At 67.3% G+C, this 19,685-nt stretch carries 14 protein-coding genes and 2 pseudogenes; 11 read left to right on the top strand and 5 right to left on the bottom strand.

Features of this window, described 5'->3' with window-relative positions; all coding sequences use genetic code 11:
* The first annotated feature begins 323 nt into the window (after positions 1-323).
* Positions 324-968, top strand: coding sequence for a histidine phosphatase family protein (locus RLT58_RS07475; RefSeq protein ID WP_311309606.1), 645 nt, complete (start codon positions 324-326; stop codon positions 966-968).
* Positions 969-1,127: 159 nt separating this feature from the next.
* Positions 1,128-2,228, top strand: a complete 1,101-nt coding sequence (locus RLT58_RS07470) for a lytic polysaccharide monooxygenase auxiliary activity family 9 protein (RefSeq protein WP_311309605.1) — start codon at positions 1,128-1,130, stop codon at positions 2,226-2,228.
* A gap of 33 nt (positions 2,229-2,261) precedes the next feature.
* On the opposite strand, the gene RLT58_RS07465 is transcribed toward RLT58_RS07470, so the two are convergent.
* Positions 2,262-2,930 (bottom strand): type 1 periplasmic-binding domain-containing protein, encoded by a 669-nt coding sequence (locus RLT58_RS07465; RefSeq protein WP_311309604.1) that lies wholly within the window; start codon positions 2,928-2,930, stop codon positions 2,262-2,264.
* Positions 2,931-3,213: 283 nt separating this feature from the next.
* On the opposite strand from RLT58_RS07465, the gene RLT58_RS07460 reads away from it, so the two are divergent.
* The 3 genes from RLT58_RS07460 (at position 3,214) to RLT58_RS07450 (ending at position 7,676) form a co-directional block, all read left to right on the top strand.
* Positions 3,214-4,425 carry a HupE/UreJ family protein gene (locus RLT58_RS07460; RefSeq protein ID WP_311309603.1) on the top strand — a complete coding sequence of 404 codons (1,212 nt, stop codon included), beginning with the start codon at positions 3,214-3,216 and terminating at the stop codon, positions 4,423-4,425.
* A gap of 135 nt (positions 4,426-4,560) precedes the next feature.
* Complete coding sequence (locus RLT58_RS07455) at positions 4,561-6,534, top strand: purple acid phosphatase family protein (protein ID WP_311309602.1); 1,974 nt, start codon at positions 4,561-4,563, stop codon at positions 6,532-6,534.
* 74 nt (positions 6,535-6,608) lie between these two features.
* Positions 6,609-7,676, top strand: coding sequence for a WxL protein peptidoglycan domain-containing protein (locus RLT58_RS07450; protein WP_311309601.1), 1,068 nt, complete (start codon positions 6,609-6,611; stop codon positions 7,674-7,676).
* An 83-nt stretch (positions 7,677-7,759) separates the two neighbouring features.
* Here RLT58_RS07450 and RLT58_RS07445 read toward each other — a convergent pair whose 3' ends face one another.
* Both RLT58_RS07445 and RLT58_RS07440 read right to left on the bottom strand, forming a co-directional pair.
* Complete coding sequence (locus RLT58_RS07445; protein ID WP_311309600.1) at positions 7,760-11,596, bottom strand: GH92 family glycosyl hydrolase; 3,837 nt, start codon at positions 11,594-11,596, stop codon at positions 7,760-7,762.
* A 179-nt stretch (positions 11,597-11,775) separates the two neighbouring features.
* Positions 11,776-12,186, bottom strand: a complete 411-nt coding sequence (locus RLT58_RS07440) for a hypothetical protein (RefSeq protein ID WP_311309599.1) — start codon at positions 12,184-12,186, stop codon at positions 11,776-11,778.
* 442 nt (positions 12,187-12,628) lie between these two features.
* Between RLT58_RS07440 and RLT58_RS07435 the strand changes: the two genes are divergently transcribed.
* Both RLT58_RS07435 and RLT58_RS07430 read left to right on the top strand, forming a co-directional pair.
* Positions 12,629-13,015 carry a hypothetical protein gene (locus RLT58_RS07435; RefSeq protein ID WP_311309598.1) on the top strand — a complete coding sequence of 129 codons (387 nt, stop codon included), beginning with the start codon at positions 12,629-12,631 and terminating at the stop codon, positions 13,013-13,015.
* Positions 12,982-13,443 (top strand): hypothetical protein, encoded by a 462-nt coding sequence (locus tag RLT58_RS07430; protein WP_311309597.1) that lies wholly within the window; start codon positions 12,982-12,984, stop codon positions 13,441-13,443. Before RLT58_RS07435 ends, RLT58_RS07430 begins: the two co-directional genes overlap by 34 nt.
* 518 nt (positions 13,444-13,961) lie before the next feature.
* Here RLT58_RS07430 and RLT58_RS36085 read toward each other — a convergent pair.
* Positions 13,962-14,199: pseudogene (locus RLT58_RS36085) on the bottom strand (IS481 family transposase); the annotation flags it as partial.
* A gap of 48 nt (positions 14,200-14,247) precedes the next feature.
* Between RLT58_RS36085 and RLT58_RS07420 the strand changes: the two are divergent.
* Positions 14,248-15,452 (top strand): IS3 family transposase gene (locus RLT58_RS07420; protein ID WP_311309596.1). Its coding sequence is split into 2 segments (ribosomal slippage): positions 14,248-14,539 and positions 14,539-15,452, totalling 1,206 coding nucleotides; the frame shifts between segments, so codons are not numbered across the junction.
* A 12-nt stretch (positions 15,453-15,464) separates the two neighbouring features.
* On the opposite strand, the pseudogene RLT58_RS07415 reads toward RLT58_RS07420, so the two are convergent.
* Positions 15,465-15,665 (bottom strand): annotated as a pseudogene (locus RLT58_RS07415) (helix-turn-helix domain-containing protein); the annotation flags it as partial.
* Between the two features lie 622 nt (positions 15,666-16,287).
* Between RLT58_RS07415 and ngcE the strand changes: the two are divergent.
* The 3 genes from ngcE to RLT58_RS07400 are packed head-to-tail and all read left to right on the top strand — an operon-like array spanning position 16,288 to position 19,638.
* Positions 16,288-17,736 carry an N-acetylglucosamine/diacetylchitobiose ABC transporter substrate-binding protein gene (gene ngcE / locus RLT58_RS07410; RefSeq protein WP_311309595.1) on the top strand — a complete coding sequence of 483 codons (1,449 nt, stop codon included), beginning with the start codon at positions 16,288-16,290 and terminating at the stop codon, positions 17,734-17,736.
* A 42-nt stretch (positions 17,737-17,778) separates the two neighbouring features.
* On the top strand, positions 17,779-18,702 hold the full coding sequence (locus RLT58_RS07405) for a carbohydrate ABC transporter permease (RefSeq protein WP_311309594.1): 924 nt from the start codon (positions 17,779-17,781) through the stop codon (positions 18,700-18,702).
* A gap of 12 nt (positions 18,703-18,714) precedes the next feature.
* Positions 18,715-19,638 carry a carbohydrate ABC transporter permease gene (locus RLT58_RS07400; protein WP_311309593.1) on the top strand — a complete coding sequence of 308 codons (924 nt, stop codon included), beginning with the start codon at positions 18,715-18,717 and terminating at the stop codon, positions 19,636-19,638.
* Positions 19,639-19,685: the final 47 nt, after the last annotated feature.

The following is a 19,685-nucleotide window of genomic DNA, read 5'->3' as shown; positions in this document are numbered from 1 at the left end:
GGGCGCGCCCCGGTGAGGGCGTGATGGTCACGGCCGGGCAGCCCTCTCCCGTGGTCTCGGCCGGGCGGTGGCCGTGTCACCCCGTCCCGCAGGGCCCGCCGGCGGGGCGGTGTTCACCGGGCCGTCGGGTGCGGGTCCGCCGTCGTCGTCGGTGCGCGCCAGGGGCCGGGCGCTCCCGGCGGACCCCTGCGGCGTAGCCGTATCGGGCCACTCCCGGGCGCGCCCGCCCCGCTCGCCGCGGCCGGAATGCGATCGTGGACCAGCGGGTTCGCACCGTCGACAGCACCTGAGCGGTAACGGCACTGAGAGCGGATGGCCTCCACATGGGCGAGTTGATCCTGATCCGGCACGGCGAGACCGAGTGGTCCCGCAACGGACAGCACACGAGCCACACCGATCTGCCCCTGACGCCCCTCGGCGAACGCCAGGCCCGTGCCCTGGCGCCCCTGCTCGCCGACCGGGCCATCGCGCTCACCCTGGTCAGCCCCTCCGTGCGGGCCCGGCGCACCGCCGAGCTGGCCGGGCTCGCCGCACCTCGCATCACGCCCGAGCTGCGGGAGTGGGACTACGGCGGCTACGAGGGCATCACCACCGACGAGATCCACCGCACCCGCCCCGACTGGAACCTCTGGACCGACGGTGTCGTCCCCGGTCCCGACGCCCACCCCGGCGAGACGCCCGCCGAGGTCGGCGACCGGGCCGACCGGGTGCTGGCCGAGGTGGCGGAGGCGGCCGGACGCGCCGGGGACGAGGACATCGCGCTCGTCGCCCACTCCCACTTCCTGCGTGTCCTGACGGCGCGCTACCTCGGGCTGACCCCGGCCGAGGGCACGCTCTTCCAGCTCGCGACGGGGGCCGTGTCGCGGCTCGGCAGGGAGCACGGCCAGCCGGTCATCACGGCGTGGAATGTCAGCCTGCCGGAGAGCCTGTTCCCCACGGTGGTCCCGGAGACCCCCGAACGCGCCTGAGGCCCGGGGGAATCCGGCGCCGGACCGTTTACAGTCCCGCAACGGAGCGCTAGCCTCCCCGAGAAGTGGGAGCGCTCCCACTTCTCTGTGGCAGCACCGCACGACCCGAACGTTGTTCCGCCTTTCCCCCCGGACGACAGCAGCGAAGGGACGTACCCCGTGAACCACCGATCGAGCCGCCGCTTACCGATCGGGGGCCGGCTCCTGGCCGGCGCCCGCAGCAGAGCCCTGCTTCTGACCCTGCTCGCCCTCCTCACCGCCGTCCCCGCCCTCGGGCTGGTCCTGACCGCGTCCGGCGGCCGGGCCGAGGCCCACGGCACACCGATGAAGCCCGCCAGCCGCACCTTCCTGTGCTGGCAGGACGCGCTCACCGGCACCGGAGAGATCAAGCCGGTCAACCCCGCCTGCCGGGCCGCCGCGCAGGAGAGCGGGACCACCCCGTTCTACAACTGGTTCTCCGTGCTCCGCTCCGACGGTGCGGGCCGCACCCGGGGCTTCGTGCCCGACGGTGAGCTGTGCAGCGGCGGGAACCCCAACTTCACCGGCTTCGACACCCCCAGCGCCAACTGGCCGCTGACCCACCTGACCTCGGGCGCGACCGTCGACTTCTCGTACAACGCCTGGGCCGCGCACCCCGGTTCGTTCCACGTCTACATCACCAAGGACGGCTACGACCCGACGCAGCCGCTGACCTGGGACGACATGGAGGAGACCCCCTTCCTCACCGTCGACCACCCGCCGCTGAACGGCACGCCGGGCACGGTGGAGGCCAACTACTCCTGGTCCGGGGCGCTGCCCTCAGGCAGGGACGGCCGCGACGTCATCTACATGGTGTGGCAGCGCTCCGACAGCCAGGAGACCTTCTACTCCTGCTCCGACGTGGTCTTCGACGGCGGCGACGGCGAGGTGACCGGGGTCGGGGACGGCTCCACCACCACCCCGACCGAGCCGCCGCCCGGCCTGTGCGCCGCGACGCCCGAGGTCACCAACACCTGGAGCGGCGGCTACCAGTCCGAGGTGACCGTCACCAACACCGGCGATGTGCCGATGCTCGGCTGGATGGTCGGCTGGACCCAGCCGGACGGGCAGCGCGTGGACAGCCTCTGGAGCGGGGCGATGACCGTCCAGGGCCAGGAGGTGATGGTCCACAACACGGACTGGAACGGGTCGCTCGCCCCGGGCGCGTCCGCGACCTTCGGATACGTCTCCGCCGGCGGGGCCCCCGATCCCGCCACCCGGCTCACCTGCACCGTGGGGTGAGAGCGCGGCCGGCCGGGACTTCCCGGACACGCCCTAGAAGTCGTCCAGCCACACCACGATCCCGGTGCGACCCGTCAGCGCCGCCGCCACGCCCGCCCGGACGGCCGCGGCGCAGCGGGCTTCGGTGAACGAGGCGGGGTCGTACGTCGAGGACATGCCGAGCCCTTCGCCCCGGAACGAGGCCCCGGTCCAGTCGACCGCCGTCACGTTCTCGGTGGGTTCGGCGAGTTCCGCCCCCACGACCAGGAACTTCTGGCGGAGATGGCTCGGGGTCACCGTCGTCAGGGGATCGATGAGGTCGTTGCCCGCGCTGACGACGAGATCCGGGTGCAGGTCCAGCGCCCGGGTGACGGCGGGCAGCAGATCGGCGGCACCGGCGGCCGTCACGGTGCGCAGGTCCACGTCCGTATCCGCCGCCCACTCCTTCACCGCCTTGGCGAGGGTCTTCGCCGGGCCGTCGCCTCCGGCGGTGAGCAGGACGACGCGGGTGCCGGGCGCGGGCCGGACCCCGGACCACGAGCCCGGACTCGGTGTGACGGTCGACTCCGGCGCGGGCGGCCGGTCGGGGTCGGTGAACCCCGCGCCCGGGGTGCCGACGGCGGAGGGGGCGGGGCGCCGCTGTGACCAGTCGTCACCCGAGGCGCATCCGGTGAGCAGGGCGGCGGCCACCACCAGGACGGCGGCGAGGGGCGGGCGGTGCAAGGCGATCGTCCTTCGGTACGGAGCGGCTTTTCGCACATCCTGCTCGGCCGTTCCACACGATCTCCATCGATCCGACCGTTTTCGAACGCATGTTTTCTCATGGTTCGCTGACCGGTCGTCGGCGGTTCATCCGCGACCAGCACGGTGCACGGGCAACCCCTGGGGCGTGTCGTCCAACCGGTGTCTGCCTCGCGACGCCATGCACGCACTCTCGCCGCGCCTGACGCCGCGCGGCCGCCCTTCGGGCAGCGACGCCAGTTCGACGACACGCCCCAGGAGACCCATGCCGCACCATGCCCGCCGCCTGCTGTCCGCCTTCGCCGCGGCGGCCTTCCTCCTGCTGGGCCTCGCCGGGCCCGCAGCCGCACACGGCTTCAGCTCCGTCGTCCACGCCCACGTCACCGCCGACGGTGACGGCCGGGTGCGGAGCGAACTGAAGCTGGAGTACGACCTGCTGGTCGTCTCGGCCGCCGACGCGGGCTCCGACGACCCGCTCTTCCGTGCCGGAACCGACGCGTTCGAGGCCGAGGACGCCGCCGCCCAGGCCCGGGCCCTCGACGCGCACCGCGCGACCGTCCTCGACTACGTCACCCGGCGCTTCTCGGTCACCGCGGGCGGCGCCGGCTGCGCGCCCGCGCCCGCCGGCGGGTTCCGGGTGGGAACCGAGGAGGGCGTGCCCTACGCCCTGCTCACGCTCGACTGGACCTGCGGCGGACACGGCACCGGCGACCACGAGATACGCAGCGGCCTCTTCCCCGACCGGGAGGGGTACGTCAAGGGGACCAAGACGATCGTCACCTACGCGGTCGACGGCCGCACCGGCAGCGCCGCCCTCGACAGCGGCCACCCGGCCTTCTCCATCAGCCAGTCCTGGCCGCAGCGCTTCTGGGAGTTCTTCCGCCTCGGCGCCGAGCACCTGCTGACGGGCACCGACCACATCCTGTTCCTGCTCGCCCTCATCGCCGGATCGCGGCGGCCCCGCGAAGTCGTCCTGGCGGCCACCGCGTTCACCCTCGCCCACTCGGTGACGTTCCTGCTGGCCGCCCTGGGCCTGGTCGACGTCCCCGCCGGTCTGGTGGAGCCGGTCATCGCGCTGTCCATCGCCGTGGTCGCGGGCTGGCACCTGTGGCGCCTGCGCGCGGGCACCGGCCCGGACGCGGAGCTCCGGCAGCCGGGCGCGGGCCGGTTCGGGCTGGACCGCGCCGGATGGACCCGGCTCGGCGTGGTGTTCTGCTTCGGCCTCGTACACGGTCTCGGCTTCGCGGGCGCCCTCGGCATCGAGGCGGCGTGGTCCTGGACGCTGCTGTGGTCCCTGCTGGTGTTCAACATCGGCATCGAGGCCGTCCAACTCGGCTTCATCGCGCTGCTGTTCCCGCTCCTGCTGCTGCTCGGGCGCCGCTCGCCGCGCGCCGCCCGGTGGGTGACCGGGGCGCTGTCGGCGGGGGTGGCCGTGATGGGGCTCGCCTGGTTCGCGCAGCGCGTCACCGGGGCGTAGGCGCGGTGCGCGGGTGATGTTCAGCCCCCGCCCGGATCACCTTCGCGCGCTGTTCACCCGGTGCCGGGACCTTGGTGCCGTCCTTCGTGTGCGCACAACTTGCCCACCGTTTGTACACAAAAGAATCGATACCTCATGAGAACGAACCCTTCCCAGCGGGCCGGCAGGCCCGTGGGGCACCGTGTGGCCACCGGCGCCACCGCCGCCTTCCTCGGTCTGGCCGTGGCCTTCGCCGGCGGACAGGCCTCGCCCGCCGCGGCGGCCGACTTTTCCACCCTCTCCGGCATCGTCCTGGGCGTCGGTGCCAACGAGACCCAGCGCACCGTCAGCTGGTACTCCTCCGCCGACACCGCCCAGAAGGTCCAGCTCGCCCCCACCGCGCAGGTCACCGGTGGCGAGTTCCCCGCCGACTCGGCCAACTTCGACGCCCTGGGCGCCAAGAACACCGCGGGCAGCGGCTACAACCGCAGCGCCACGCTCACCGGCCTCAAGGAGAACACGGCGTACTCCTACCGCGTCGGCACCGAGGGCAACTGGTCCCCGGCGTACTCCTTCACCACCCAGGACTTCGAGGGCGACTACGACTTCCTGTTCCTCGGCGACCCGCAGATAGGTTCCTCCGGGGACCTGGCGCAGGACCAGGCCGGCTGGCAGGACACCCTGGACGTGGCCACCAAGGCCAACCCGAAGGCGGAGATCCTGGTCTCCGGCGGCGACCAGGTCGAGAGCGCCAACAACGAGTCCCAGTGGACCGCCTTCCTCGCCCCCGACCAGCTGCGCCAGTACCCGTGGGCGGCCACCATCGGCAACCACGACGTCGGCGGCAAGGCGTACGAGCAGCACTTCTCGACGCCGAACACCGACAGCTCCGGCGCGCTGTACGCCAACGGCAACCCGGCGTCCGACACCTCGGGCGGCAACTACTGGTACATCTACAAGGATGTGCTGTTCATCGACCTCAACAGCAACAGCTACGACACCGCCCAGGGCGGCGGGGGCGACGAGGCGCACACCAAGTACGTCACGGACGTCATCAACGAGCACGGCTCCGAGGCCAAGTGGAAGGTGCTCGTCTACCACCACTCGATCTACTCGCCGGCCTCGCACGCCAAGGACAAGGACAACAAGGTCCGCCGCGTCGACTTCCCGACGACCTTCTCCAAGCTGGGCGTCGACATGGTCCTCCAGGGCCACGACCACAGCTACTCCCGCAGCTACCTCATCAAGAACGGCAAGAAGGCCGACCCCGACGAGCAGCCCGGCGCGGCGGACGTCTACCCCGGTCCCGGCGGCGTCCTGTACGTCACGGCCAACTCGGCCTCGGGCTCGAAGTACTACGACATCACCCCGCCCGACTCCAGCGGCACCAGCGGCGCGGGCAACGGCGCCGACCCGCTGAACCCGGACAGCTACTGGTACAACTCGGTCCAGAACCAGGAGCACGTCCGCAGCTACGTCAAGGTCCAGGTGCGGGACGACAAGCTCGTCGTCGAAAACATCCGCAGCGGCACCTGCGAGGCGCCCAACTCCCAGGTCTCCAAGGGCGACTGGTGCAAGAACACCACCACCGCCCAGCCGGTCGGCTCGGTCGTCGACAAGGTGAGCGTCCACCCGTACCACGGTGACGGCCAGTCCCTCCAGGTCAACGTCCCCAAGCCCGCTCCCGGCGAGTTCGGCTGGACCATCGACGGCTACAACGGCCTTGTGGACCTCGGCACGGCCAAGGAGGAGAACGGCGACCACTTCACCGCCTCCGGCAAGATCAACCCGATCCGGGTGTCGGACACCCGCCGCTCGCTCTCCCCGTGGGCGGTCTCGGCCGGCGTGAGCACCTTCAAGGACGCCGAGAAGACGTTCGCGGGCTCCTACCTCGGCTGGTCGCCCTACATCCTCGACCAGGGCGCCGGCGCCAAGGCCGGTCCGTCGGTCCCCTCCGGCTACGACGGCAAGGGCGAGGGCCTCGCCCTCTCCCGGAACCTCGGCTCCGCGCCCCAGGGCCACGCCCGGGGTACGGCCCGCCTGGGCGCCGACCTCGACCTGAGGATCCCGGACTCCGTCCAGAAGGGCGGCTACCGCGCCACCCTCACCGTCACCGCGCTGAGCAGCTGACCCTCCCCGCTCCACCGGCGTGGCAGGCTCCGGTACGCCGCAGCCTGCCACGCCGCCGTTCCGAGAGAGACCCCATGCACGCAGTGGCACCACCTCGCCGCACCGCCGCCGTCCGCACCGCCCTCCTCGTCCTGCTCGCGGCCCTGGCATCCGGTGCGTTCACGGCCCCCGCCCGGGCGGCCGGCGGCGACGTCACCTGGACGGTCCGGACGGCCGCGAACGACTACGGGGAGGACCGGTCGAGCTTCGGCTACGCGCTCAACCCCGGCGGTGAGGCCGAGGACGCCCTCGTCGTGGCCAACCACGGCACGGACCCGCTGACCCTCGCCGTCTACGCGGCCGACGGCTTCACCACGGACAAGGGGCAGCTCGACCTGCTCACCGAGGGGAAGAAGTCCCGCTCCGTCGGCGCCTGGGTGCGGGCGGACCGCGCGAGCGTGCGGATCGCCCCCGGGAAGAGCGCCGAGATCCCCTTCACCGTGAAGGTCCCGCGCAACGCGCCCCCCGGCGACTACGTGGGCGGCATCCTGACGTCGCTCAAGCAGCCCGGTGACAGCGAGGGCATCACGGTCGACCGGCGCCTCGGCGTCCGGATCAAGCTGCGGGTCAGCGGCGCCCTGAAGCCCGCGCTCGCCGTCGAGGACCTGCACATCGACTACCGGGGGACCGCTAACCCCTTCGGCCGGGGCGACGCCACCGTGACGTACAGCCTCCACAACACCGGCAACGCGCTGCTCTCCGGCACCCAGAAGGTCACCCTCACCGGCCCCTTCGGAACGCTGAGCACCGGGGCCGGCACGATCGCGGCGCCGCCGGAGCTGCTCCCCGGCGAGCGCTGGAAGGTCACGGTCCCCGTCCACGACGTCACCCCGGCCCTCCGGCTCGCGGCCACCGTCGCCGTCACCCCGCTCCTCACCGACGCCGCCGGCTCGACCCGCGCCCTCGACCCCGTCCGGACCACGGCCCACGGCTGGGCCGTCCCCTGGACGCTCCTGCTGCTCCTGGCCCTCGTCCTGGGCGGGGCCGTCGCCGCCTTCGTGCTCGTCCGCCGGGCGCGCGTCCGGCGCGCGCGGCGGGAGGAGGAGCGGGTGCGCGCGGCCGTGGAGCAGGCGCTGCGCGACAAGGCGGAACAGCACTCCTGAGGGCGGGGCCCGCCCCGCCCGCGCACACGGGAACGGGCCGCCCGGAAACCGGGCGGCCCGTCCTCAGAGGTGCGGCGGACGGCTCAGGAGATCAGCTCGATCTCCGCCAGCGTCGCCGCCTGTGCGCTCACCAGCCGGTACTTCGCGTACGCCTTCGGCGCCCGTACCGAGAACACCCGGGTCTGCTTGTCCCAGGCGAAGGTCTCGCCGGACCGCTTGTCGAGGTCCTTCCAGGAGGTCCCGTCCGCCGAGCCCTGGAGGACCCAGCCGGTCGGGGCCTTCGCCGCGGCGGCCGAGGTCAGCGTGTACTGGACCGCCTTGGTGCCCGCGGCGGCCGGCAGCTCCACCGTCTCCACCGCGCCCGAGGTGGCCGAGGTGTCGTCGAACAGCGGGCCCGCGCCCTTCAGCACGTCCTTCTTCGGCGAGGGCACCTGGTCGTCCTGGGTGATGGAGACCGGCGCGGCGTTCTTGCCGGTGCCCCAGGCGGACGGCTTGGAGCCCATGTCGAAGTCGAGCACCCCGCCCTTGGCCAGCAGGTCGTGCGGCAGCGAGGTGGAGGTCCACTTCTTGCCGTTGACCTTCAGGCCCTGGACGTAGATGTTCTTCGCGCTGTTCTTCGGCGCCCTGACGACCAGGTCGTGGCCGTTCTCCAGGTGCACGGTGGTCTTGGTGAACAGCGGGGAGCCGATCGCGTACTCGCCGCTGCCCATGACCAGCGGGTAGAAGCCGAGCGAGGAGAAGAGGTACCAGGCCGACTGCTCGCCGTTGTCCTCGTCGCCGTGGTAGCCCTGGCCGATCTCGCTGCCCGTGTACAGCCGGCTCAGGACCTCGCGGACCTTCTCCTGCGTCTTGTACGGCTGCGAGGCGGCGTCGTACATGTACGTGACGTGGTGCGCGACCTGGTTGCTGTGGCCGTACTGCCCCATCCGTACGTCACGGGCCTCCGTCATCTCGTGGATGACCCCGCCGTACGAGCCGACGAACTCGGGGCCCGCCGTCTCGGGGGTGGCGAAGTACGTGTCCAGCTTCTTGGCCAGACCGTCCCGGCCGCCGTACAGGTTGGCCAGGCCCTTGCTGTCCTGCGGGGCGGTGAAGGCGTAGCCCCAGCCGTTGGTCTCCGTGTAGTCGTAGCCCCAGACGCGGGGGTCGTACTGGTCGGAGGGCAGACGCCAGTCGCCCTTGGCGTCCTTGCCCTGGAAGAAGCCCGCCTTGTCGTCGAACAGCTCGACATAGCTGCGGGCCCGGTTCAGGAAGTACTCGGACTCGTCCTTGTAGCGCTGCTTGTGCGTCTTCTTGTAGAGCGCCTGGCCCATCCGGGCGATGCCGTAGTCGTTGACGTAGCCCTCCAGCGACCAGGACAGGCCCTCGTGCGTGTCGGTGTTCGCGTAGCCGACGAACGGCGAGGTCTCCATGCCCTTGCGGCCGACGCCCGAGGACGGCGGGACGACCGTGGCGTTCTTCAGGGCCGCGTCGTACGCCGCCTCCGCGTCGAACTTCACGCCCTTGACGTACGCGTCGGCGAACGCGACGTCCGAGGAGGTGCCGGTCATCAGGTCCGAGTAGCCGGGGGAGGACCAGCGGGAGATCCAGCCGCCGTCCTTGTACTGCTGGACGAAGCCGTCCACCATCTCGCCGGCCTTCTTCGGGGTGAGGAAGGAGTAGGCAGGCCAGGTCGTGCGGTAGGTGTCCCAGAAGCCGTTGTTGACGTACACCTTGCCCTGGACGATCTTCGCGCCGGTGTGCGTCGGGGTGTCCGAGCCGACCTGCGGGGAGAACGGGGACGCGTAGGTGTCCTTGCCGCCGACCTGCTCGAAGCCCGAGTTCGGGTAGAGGTAGAGCCGGTACATGCTGGAGTACAGCGTGGTCAGCTGGTCGGCGGTGGCGCCCTCGACCTCGACCTTGCCCAGCAGGTCGTCCCAGGCGTCCTGGGCCTTGTCCTCGACCCGGCCGAAGGAGCGCGATGCGGGGATCTCGGCGGCCAGGTTCTGCTTGGCCTGGTCGACGCTGATCAGCGAGGTCGCGAGCCGCAGATTGACCGTACGGTCCTTGCCCGCGTCGAACCGCAGATAGCCGGTGACGTCGTCACCGCCGCCGCCGGACAGCTTGCCGCTGCCGGTGACGGGCGCGTCGAAGACGCCGTACACGAAGAGCCGGGTGGCACCGGTCGAGCCGCCGCTCTTGACGTCGGAGAAGCCGGTGAAGGAGCTGGTCTTCGGGTCGAGGGTGAGTCCGCCGTCGTTGGAGACGTTGTCGAAGACGATGCTCGCGTCCTTGCCGGGATACGTGAACCGCATCCGCGCCGCGTGGTCGGTCGGCGTCATCTCGGCCTTGAGGCCGTTCTCGAACGTCACCCCGTAGTAGTGGGGCCTGGCCGTCTCGTTCTCGTGCTTGAACGGCAGCGCGCGGGCGGTGCGGGAGGCGTCCGGGGTGCCGGAGGCCGCCGACGGCATCAGCTGGAAGGTCTGCCGGTCGCCCATCCAGGGGCTCGGCTCGTGGCTGGCGCTGAACGCCTGGAGCGTGGGCAGGTTGTCGTCGTTGTTGCCGCGCGCGTAGTCGTACAGCCAGCTGGTCGAGCCGGCGTTGGTGACCGGGGTCCAGAAATTGAACCCGTTGGGCACCGCGGTCGCGGGGAAGTTGTTGCCGCGCGAGAAGCCGCCGCTGGAGTTGGTGCCCCGGACGGTCGAGGCGTAGTCGGAGAGGTGCGCCTTGCGCTTCTCGGGAGCCTTGGGAGCGATCTTCAGGTCGTCGATCCAGCCCTGGAACTTCGCCGGGCCCTTGGGGGAGTCGTAGGCGACCAGGATCCGGTCGACGGTCTTGCCCGCCGCGACGGTGCCGATCGAGGCGTCGACCTTGTTCCACTGGTTGACGTAGAGCCGCTTGGCGTCGGCCTGGCCCTGCGGGGTCAGCAGCCCGCCGTTGGAGTCGGTGGCCCGCAGATCACTGAGGTACGTGCCGTCCGTGAACGCCAGGTCCACCGCGACGTGCGTGGCCGGGTAGGAGAGGTCCGTCTCGCCCATCTGGGGGTACACCAGGTAGGAAAGTTCGGTGTCCCGGGTGACGGCCGTGTTGACGTCGAAGATCTTGTTGTACGAGTAGGCGCGGCCGTCCGCCTTGTGGGTGCCCGCGTACCGCAGCGCCTTCTTGCCCGTGAAACCGGCGCCGGCCTTGGCGGTGGGGGAGCCGGAGGGGCCGCGGTCGATCTGGCTGCGCATGTCGGCGGGGGCGGGGGCGGAGGTGTCCCCGTCGGAGAACTGGACGTCGGCGAGCTGGGTCGCGTCCGACGCGCCGTTGTTCTTCGTGATGTCCAGCCGGAAGTGCTGGTAGGCCTTGTCCGACGTGAAGTCGTACGACTTGGTCTGGAAGCGCTCGCTGAACGTCTGGCCGGTCTGCCGGTCCAGGTCCGTCCAGGTCTTGCCGTCCTCGGAGCCCTGGAGGGTCCAGTCCTTCGGGTCGCGCTCGTCGTGGTCGTCGGCGGACGTGAGGGCGTACGTCACCACCTTGACCGGCTCGGTGAGATCGAACTCGGCCCAGGCCGTGGACTCGAAGGACAGCCACTTCGTGCCGGATTCGCCGTCGACGAGGTTTTCCTTCACCTCGCCGCCGCCGGTGTTCTCGTCACTGGCGCGTACATCGGTGACCTTGTCGGTCACATTGCCCGGTATTCCGGAGGAGAAGCCGCCATCGATACCCGATGCCCGCTTCTTTCCGTCGGGGCCTTCTTCGACGGTATTGCGCCAGTCCGGCTGCTTTTCGTCTGCCTCGAAGGATGTGCTGAAGGTCCGGTCGCCCGTGGGGCCGTGGCCCTTTCCGCCCGACTGGGCGGCGGCTGCCGTGGGGGCCGTCACGACCAGGACCAGAGAAGCCGCGATCAACGCGGCCGTGCTGCTTTGTCTCGTGCGAGAACCGTGTCGGGGTTGCATGCCGAGCCATTCCTCCCGAGGAAGTGCGCTTGGACAACGTTGTCAGAGGGGTGCGCAGGAACTAGTAGGGAGTGAAGTGCCAGGTGGTGTCAAGGGTGTTGACGTGAAGAGGATGATAGATGCGAATGGGCACCCAAGGTCACAGGTGCCCATTTGTTACCGCGAGTTCGGCGCGATCGTCAGGCGTGACCGGAAGCGCTGTACTTGACGCTTGCGGCCACTGTTGTGCCGTCCGAGCGGACGGCCCACATGTGCAGCCGAATGACCGAGCTGTCGGGTTCGACATTGACCGTCTTGTAGTTGCAGTTGCCGAGGGGGTCGTTGACGCTGGGGGCCGATTCACTGCCGACGGCCTGCCATGAACTGGTGCTGTCATACCACTTCTGCACGCTTGCCTTGACGGTGAACCCGTCGGCCTTCTGGTCGCACACGCCGAGCAAGTCTCCATCGCGCTTGAAGTTCGCAGACCCGTAGCCGTTGTTGTAGATGTCGATGTAGGCGTTCTCGGCAAACGCGGCCGGTCCGAACATGCCGGCCAGGGCGAACGCCGCCAACGTGGAGAATGCGGCCTTTGCTGCGCGATTCTTCATTTTTGTCCAGTTCTTCCGGTGTGCGCGAGCGAGCGGTCGGGCGTCAGTGCGGGCCGAGTATGGCGAAACTGGCATGGGCATGACGCCATCAGTCTCCTCCTGGCGACATGCGTTCGCGGCCTCGGGCAGCGGTCTTTTGGGCGCACGATGCGCCCTGGATGCATCCGGTAATGAAATATCCCCACTAAATTGGAGAAACTGGTATGACCGTGAGGGCATAGTCGTGCGCCAGGTGCGGTTTGGCTTGGAAGAGACGGTGGATTGTTCAGTTCCGCGCTAATTTACCCTTATGTGCAGCCTGGATGGTTCAGTTTCGTGTGGTCACTGCGTCGCCGGCTGCGAATCTCCGTCGCCAATGAGTCATTCCGCCTAGCCACTTGACGTTTGCAACTTTGCAGTTCAATCTCAATCGGGTACGCGTCAGTCAAGTGGAGGGGGGAGCATGCGGAAAGTGTATGCGGCGGCAGCTACTGCCGTGCTTTGGGTAGCAGCGTTCTGGGGGGCTACCGGTGCTGCGATCGCAGCAGATGCGACGAAGTGTGTCGAGATCGAGGGGGGGCGTGGATGCTGGTACGACTACGGCGACATCTTTAAGGTGACCGACACAAAGGGTGACGGTTACCATCCCGAGGTTTCGTGGCAGACGCTCGGTAGGAATGGGACGTGCAAGAACTACAACGGGGCCGGCACCACTGTCACATGTGACTACGACCTCGCGGAGAACCAGCCTCTCGTATTCTACGTAAAGATATGGGACGGCAATATACAGATCCGCTACTCGGGTGCGGCTCACACATGCACATCGAAGCCGGGGGGAACCTGCTCGTGATGCGCCGATACACGAACCACTCCAGATTGAACGCGGTGTCAGGTTCGATACTGACAGGACTGGCCCTCCTGGTCTCCGTGGGGACGTCCGCGGGCCAGGCCGAGGCGGCTGCGGACACGGTCACCTGTGCAACTGTTTCGTCCGCCCCCGCAGGCGGCGGCAGCATCAAGCTGGCCGGAACCACGTGCTTCCACAGCTACGGCGACTACTTCACCGTTAAGGACGAGCGAGCGGACGGCTACCACATCGAAGTGTGGTGGGAGGCCGACACCGGCCCGATGGGCGAGTGCCGCAACATCGCAGGCGCGGGGAAGACGACCAAATGTGACTACGACCTGAAGGAAGGTAGCTACATCTGGTTCAACGCGATGGTGGTGGATAATGCGACCACGATCATGGGTGGCGCCACCAAGCATGCAGTCGCCTGACGCGATGACCTACCTCCGACCCTCGAATCCCGAGACTATCCCGACTGAATTCGGATAGCTTCTTCGGAGGCTGTGAAGAAGTTCCGATTCGGGGGCCGACAGGCAGAAAATATACCCCTGATGAACAGGTCACGTTCAGTGAGGTCTGTTCGTCAGGGGTTCTGCATGCTGTGCTGCAACGGATGATTTCACCGGTGTATGCGGGACGTTTGATGCAACTATGGGACTCGTCTCGGTCCGGACCGGTTCCGAATCGTTCGCGGGCACGCCATCAACGGGGTGCCGTGCACCATGATGGTCAGAGTTGGTCTTTTTCGCAGTGATTTTCGATATGTTGAATTCGCGGATGCGAGTCGGTACTGCCCTCGGCGAAGCGACCTACTAGGCGAATGGCAGCAGCAAGGCTTGCGTGACCAGCAGGGACGGGGGAAAGGATGCCCGAGCCAAGGTTGGAGGGACCTCCCCGGGCGAAAAAGGGGCGGGTGATGCTCATCCGCCCGCTCGAGCGCCGAGGATCGGAGTTCGCCGGGGTGTTCGCGTTCGTAGCGGCGGATTACGGTGCCTGTGGGACGGTCCAGCCAGGCCAGGCGGTTGAGCCGGTGGCGGGTCAGGATCCGGTGGACGGTCGAGGCGGGCAGGCCGAGGATCGGGCCGATCCGGGCGGGGCCCAGCTTGCGGGCCCGACGCAGGTCAGACCTTCGCCTCGGCGTCGGGTGCGGTGCGGTGTCGTACGAGGACGGGCCTTGACCCCTGATCCTGGACACACGAGACACTGGATCCTGAGGATCTGAGAACGGACATCTCGTGGTCATGAAGAACTACCCGCCGGAGTTCAAGGCGGACGCGGTCGCGCTGTACGAGTCGCGGCCGGAAGCGACGATCAGGTCGGTCGCGGCCGATCTGGGGATCAACCCGGAGACCCTGCGGAACTGGGTGAGGGCAGCCGGGGTGAGCCGTCCCCGAGGACGACGGACGCAAGAACCGGCCCAGCCGCCGGTACCGCTGGAGGCGGAGAACGCCGCCTTGCGAAAGAAGGTCCGCGAGTTGGAGGAGGAACGGGAGATCCTGCGGAAGGCGGCGAAGTATTTCGCCGGGGAGACGCGCTGGTGAACCGCTTCCAGTGTGTCGCCGACCTCCAGCGCCGTCACGGCGTGAAGCGGCTCTGCAGGATCCTCGGCGTCAGCCGCTCGAGCTTCTACTACTGGCAACGGACAGCCGCTGACCGGGCCGCCCGGCAGGTGGCCGACGCCCGCCTGGCAGCCCGGATACGGGCGGTGCACCAGGAATCGGACGGCACCTACGGAGCCCCGAGGATCACCGCCGAGCTCCGCGAGGAGAACGGTGTCGCGGTCAGCCACAAGCGCGTCGCCAGGATCATGCGGGCGTCCGGGATCCAAGGGATCCGGTTGCGGCGCCGGCACCGCACCACCGTCTCTGACCCGGCCGCGGCCAAGGCCCCGGACCTGATCGGCCGCGACTTCACCGCGGACAAGCCGAACACGAAGTACGTCGGTGACATCACCTACCTGCCCGTCGCCGGCGGGAAGTTCTGCTACCTGGCGACCGTCATCGACCTCGCATCGCGCCGTCTCGTCGGCTGGGCGATCGCCGACCACATGCGCGCGGATCTCGTCACCGACGCCCTGGCCGCGGCGATCCGCACCCGCGGCAGCCTTGCCGGATCGATCATGCACACCGACCACGGAGCCCAGTACACGAGCAGGAGTTTCGCCGAAGCCTGCAGGTCAGCAGGGGTGCGGCGAAGTATGAGCGCGGTCGGGTCCAGCGCGGACAACGCACTCGCCGAGTCCTTCAACGCGACCTTCAAACGCGAGACCCTGCAAGGACGAAAGAGCTGGCCGACCGAGCGCGAGGCCCGACTCGACGCCTTCCGATGGCTCCACCGCTACAACACCCGACGCCGACACTCCCGCCTCGGACAACGACCACCGATCACCTTCGAAAACGCCCTCCGCCACACACCAACTACGCTGGCACAAGCCGCATAACCCGTGTCCAGAATTCGGGGTCAAGGCCCGACGGCTGGAGCGGTCATGGAGACCGGAATCGCCTTCTGTCCGCCAGCGACGGACCCACTTGTGGGCGGTAGCCCTCGATATGCCCATCTCGGCGGCCACATGTGCCACGGCACGGCCTGACAGGACACGTTCGACCAGCAGCCGCCTGCCGAACACGGTCAGTCGGGCATTACGGTGGGACACGAAGACCTCCGTGCGGTGCGTTCCCAGACAGCTCCACCACACCGGAGGTCTTCACCATGTTCAAGACCAGACCAGTGTCAACAACGCTCGTGATCAATACACCTAGAGGCTGGCCGCAGATGGCGTGCGACTCGCCGTTCGGGAGACTCGCTGCGGCCAGCCCTCATCGGTCACGGTTCCGTCTGATGTCCGCGACCGCACAGTTCGTCACTCTCTGTACCCCTTCTGCTGCGGGCACTCCGCCGATCCTGAGCCCGACCCATTCGGGACACGGTAGTGCGAAGTGGCCCCTCAGTGGAGCCTGGCGACGTCGCGCGAGCGGCCACGTGCGAGCTCGCTAGGTCTCAAGTAGGGAAAGACTCTTTCGTAAGTCCGCATTCGATCTTGCGTAGTTGACGAGAAGTGGACTATACCTGTCGGCGTCCGCTCAGCCGGGTTGTCGGCGGCGGTCCAGGGGGAATCGGAAGCAGTCCACACAACGAGGACGTTGCGCGCCGGAGGCTCCCTGTGGCCAGAATGATCCAGCTTCAACTGACCGCGGTGGCGGAGCCCTTCGCTGAGGCACCTTCTCGATGGGTAACCGATACACCGCCTGAGTCCTGAAGAAGGCGAGGACTTGAGCATGGGATCCACCTCCGCTCACGGCAATGAGGGTCTCGGACGCCGCGACCTGATCAAGCGTTCTGCGGCCATTGGGCTGATCACCATTCCAACGATGGGATTCCTGTCGAGTTGTGCCACCGGTGGCGGTGGCGGCAACGAGAAGGAGACCAAGGCGCCGGCCGGTAAGACTTCAGCCACCAACCCCCTGGGAGTGAAGAAGGGGGAGGCTCTCGAGGCGTTCATTTTCAAGGGTGGCCTCGGAGACCAGTATGCCAAGGACGCGGAGGCCGACTACAAGTCGACCTACGCGGCGTCGGTCAAGCACACGGGTACACAGCAAGTCGGCCCCAAGCTGACCCCCCGCTTCGCGGGTGGCAACCCGCCCGACATCATCGACAACTCCGGCGCTGACCACCTCGACATGAACAAGCTGTCCACCCAGGGGCAGCTTCAGGACCTGAAGGCACTGCTGGAAGCCGGGTCCATCGACGATCCGTCCAAGAAGGTCAAGGACACCGTCCACCCCAGTACTCTCGAGAAGGGTATGCACGGCGACAAGTTCGACGTGCTGTACTACGCCTTCACCGTCTATGGCACCTGGTACTCCAAGAAGTTGATGGACTCGAAGGGATGGGCATACCCGAAGACCCTGGACGACATGGTCAGGCTCTGCGGCGAGATCAAGAAGGAGGGCATCGCGCCTTGGACCTATGCAGGTAAGTATCCGTACTACGTCCACTTCAACCTCTTTGCGCAGATCGCCAAGATCGGCGGCATGGATGCCTGGATGGCGATCGACAACCTTGAGCCGAATGCCTGGACCAAGAACGACGCGGTCAAGGAAGTGGTTGAACACTACGAGGAGTTGGCCGCCAAGAAGTATTTCCTGGAAGGCAGCCAGGGCCTTACCCACATTCAGTCGCAGACCCAGTGGACCAAAGGCAACGCTGTCTTCATCCCCAACGGTTCCTGGGTAGAGAACGAGGCTGCCCCGACCACTCCGGACGACTTCGGCATGGCCGTCGGCGCACTCTTCGATGGGACCGGTGACAAGCTTCCACACGGCACGCTGCGGGCTGAGCCGAGCGAACCTTTCATTGTGCCGAGTAAGGGCAAGAACCCGATGGGCGGCATGGAGATGCTGCGCATCATGCTCTCCAAGAAGCATGCGCAGAACTTCGCCACCAAGGTCAAGTCCCTTACATGCGTGGTGGACGCGACCGAGGGTATGAAGCTCTCTCCGGGCCTGGCCTCGGCGAGCCAGGTCTTCAAGGAAGCGGGTAACAACCTCATCAGCCTTCAGCTCCAGGAGTGGTACCCGGCGCTCACGGACGAGAAGATGGGCGGCCTAACGGGGCAGTTGCTCACCGGTGATCTGAAAGCCTCCGAGTGGATCAAGAGGACCCAGGAGGCCTGCGACAAGGTTGCGAAGGACGACTCGGTGGCCAAGTTCAAGCGCACCTCCTGAGCAGCAGCGACACGAAACCGAGGAGAAGGGCCGGGAAGCACCATGCAACACGGCAAGTACCGATTCGTCGCAGGCTTCCTGGCCCTGCCTCTGATCATTTATGCGATCTTCGTGATCTCACCGTTCATCCAAGCGTTCCAGATCTCGATGACCGACTGGTCCGGGCTGGTCGGGACATCCAAGTTCGTTGGCCTCGATAATTTCCAGCGACTGTGGGAGAGTGACGAATTTTGGAATGCGCTGCGCCACAACATCTACATGCTCGCGCTGATCCCTGTGATCACCCTGGGCATGGGGCTGTTCTTTGCCTTCATGCTCAACGTCGGTGGACGGCGCAGGAAGAACGAGGTGGTCACGGGTGTGACCGGCTCGAAATTCTATAAGTTCGTCTTCTTCTTCCCTCAGGTCATCTCCATCACCATCATCGCGGTGATCTGGTTCAACATCTACAATCCGGATCCGCACGACGGAATGCTCAACGCGTTCCTAGGGTCCGTGGGGCTCGATTCGCTGCAGAACGCGTGGCTGGGCGAGAAGAGTATCGCGCTCTGGTGCATCAGTGCCGTGATGGTGTGGAGCAACGTGGGCTTCTACGTCGTTCTGTTCTCTGCCGCGATGGCATCGATCCCGCGCGAGATCTACGAGGCGGCCCTGCTCGACGGCGCCGGCCGCTTCGACACCTTCTTCAAGATCACTCTTCCGCTGCTGTGGGACACCGTGCAGACCGGCTGGGTGTACATGGGCATCATCGCGCTCGACGCGTTCGCCCTGGTCCAGATCATGTCGGTGAACATGGGCGGGCCGGATGGTGCCACCGATGTCATGCCGCTGCGACTCTTCCAAACAGCCTTCAGGGACAGCCAGTTCGGCTACGCCTCCGCCATGGGCGTCGCGATGTTGATCGTCACGATGGCCTTCGCCGTGCTCACCATGCGCTTCGCGCGGCGTGAGCGAATCGAATTCTAGGGATACGGGCGGATGACGATCGAAGAAACAGAAGTCGTGGCGAAGCAGGACCCTGATCCGCAGGCCACGAAGAAGTCTGGACGTACCAAGGGGGCTGGCAGCGAAGGCGGTGTGCTCAACGTCTTCTCGCACGGCATGCTCGTCGTATGGACGCTGATGGTGGGCGTGCCGCTGCTGTGGGTGCTGTGGAGTGCGTTCAAGGACAGTAACGGCATTCTGACTGACCCGTGGGGGCTGCCGACCGTCCTGCACTGGGAGAACTGGTCCAACGCATGGAACGACGCGAACATGGGCCGCTACTTTATCAACACGGCGATCGTCGTGGGAGGTTCGGTCACCGGCACGATGGTCCTCGGTTCGATGGCCGCCTACGTGCTCGCCAGGTTCCAGTTCCCGGGGAACAGGTTCATTTATTACCTGTTCGTCGCGGGCATGTCTTTCCCCGTCTTCATGCTGGTGATTCCGCTCTTCTTCGTACTGCGGGACTTTCCTGGCAGCTCCCTGCTGGCGACCTACCACGGGCTGATTCTGGTCTACATCGCTTACTCGCTGCCGTTCACTGTGTTCTTCATGACGTCCTTCTTCCGTACGTTGCCGACGTCAGTGGCGGAGGCGGCACTGATCGACGGCGCCTCCCATACTCGGACGTTCTTCCAGGTAATGCTGCCGATGGCCAAACCTGGCCTCATCAGCATCGGCATCTTCAACTTCCTGGGCCAGTGGAACCAGTACCTGCTGCCCATGGTGCTTAACCAGGACGAGCAGAAGTACGTACTGACGCAGGGGCTCGCGATGATTGCCCTCCAACAGGGGTACGACAACGACTGGGGATCCCTCATGGCAGGCATGATGATCGCCATCCTGCCCGTCTTGATCGTCTATGCCATCTTCCAGCGCCAGGTTCAGGCGGGTCTGACCGCCGGTGCGTTGAAGTAACTGGCTTACTGAGCGTTTTCAGCGTGGCTACTGATCGGGTGACGGAG

The organism is Streptomyces sp. ITFR-16 (assembly GCF_031844705.1).
GTDB lineage: Bacteria > Actinomycetota > Actinomycetes > Streptomycetales > Streptomycetaceae > Streptomyces.
The sequence above is the reverse complement of the archived record's forward strand: the minus strand, read 5'-3'. Positions and strand labels throughout refer to the sequence as shown.

Bases quoted from the DNA above. Each gene is read 5' to 3' on its own strand.
- RLT58_RS07475 (WP_311309606.1), top strand. From the start codon at position 324: ATGGGCGAGTTGATCCTGATCCGGCACGGCGAGACCGAGTGGTCCCGC.
- RLT58_RS07460 (WP_311309603.1), top strand. From the start codon at position 3,214: ATGCCGCACCATGCCCGCCGCCTGCTGTCCGCCTTCGCCGCGGCGGCC.
- RLT58_RS07455 (WP_311309602.1), top strand. From the start codon at position 4,561: ATGAGAACGAACCCTTCCCAGCGGGCCGGCAGGCCCGTGGGGCACCGT.
- RLT58_RS07450 (WP_311309601.1), top strand. From the start codon at position 6,609: ATGCACGCAGTGGCACCACCTCGCCGCACCGCCGCCGTCCGCACCGCC.
- RLT58_RS07445 (WP_311309600.1), bottom strand. From the start codon at position 11,596: ATGCAACCCCGACACGGTTCTCGCACGAGACAAAGCAGCACGGCCGCG.
- RLT58_RS07440 (WP_311309599.1), bottom strand. From the start codon at position 12,186: ATGAAGAATCGCGCAGCAAAGGCCGCATTCTCCACGTTGGCGGCGTTC.
- RLT58_RS07435 (WP_311309598.1), top strand. From the start codon at position 12,629: ATGCGGAAAGTGTATGCGGCGGCAGCTACTGCCGTGCTTTGGGTAGCA.
- RLT58_RS07430 (WP_311309597.1), top strand. From the start codon at position 12,982: ATGCACATCGAAGCCGGGGGGAACCTGCTCGTGATGCGCCGATACACG.
- ngcE (WP_311309595.1), top strand. From the start codon at position 16,288: ATGGGATCCACCTCCGCTCACGGCAATGAGGGTCTCGGACGCCGCGAC.
- RLT58_RS07405 (WP_311309594.1), top strand. From the start codon at position 17,779: ATGCAACACGGCAAGTACCGATTCGTCGCAGGCTTCCTGGCCCTGCCT.
- RLT58_RS07400 (WP_311309593.1), top strand. From the start codon at position 18,715: ATGACGATCGAAGAAACAGAAGTCGTGGCGAAGCAGGACCCTGATCCG.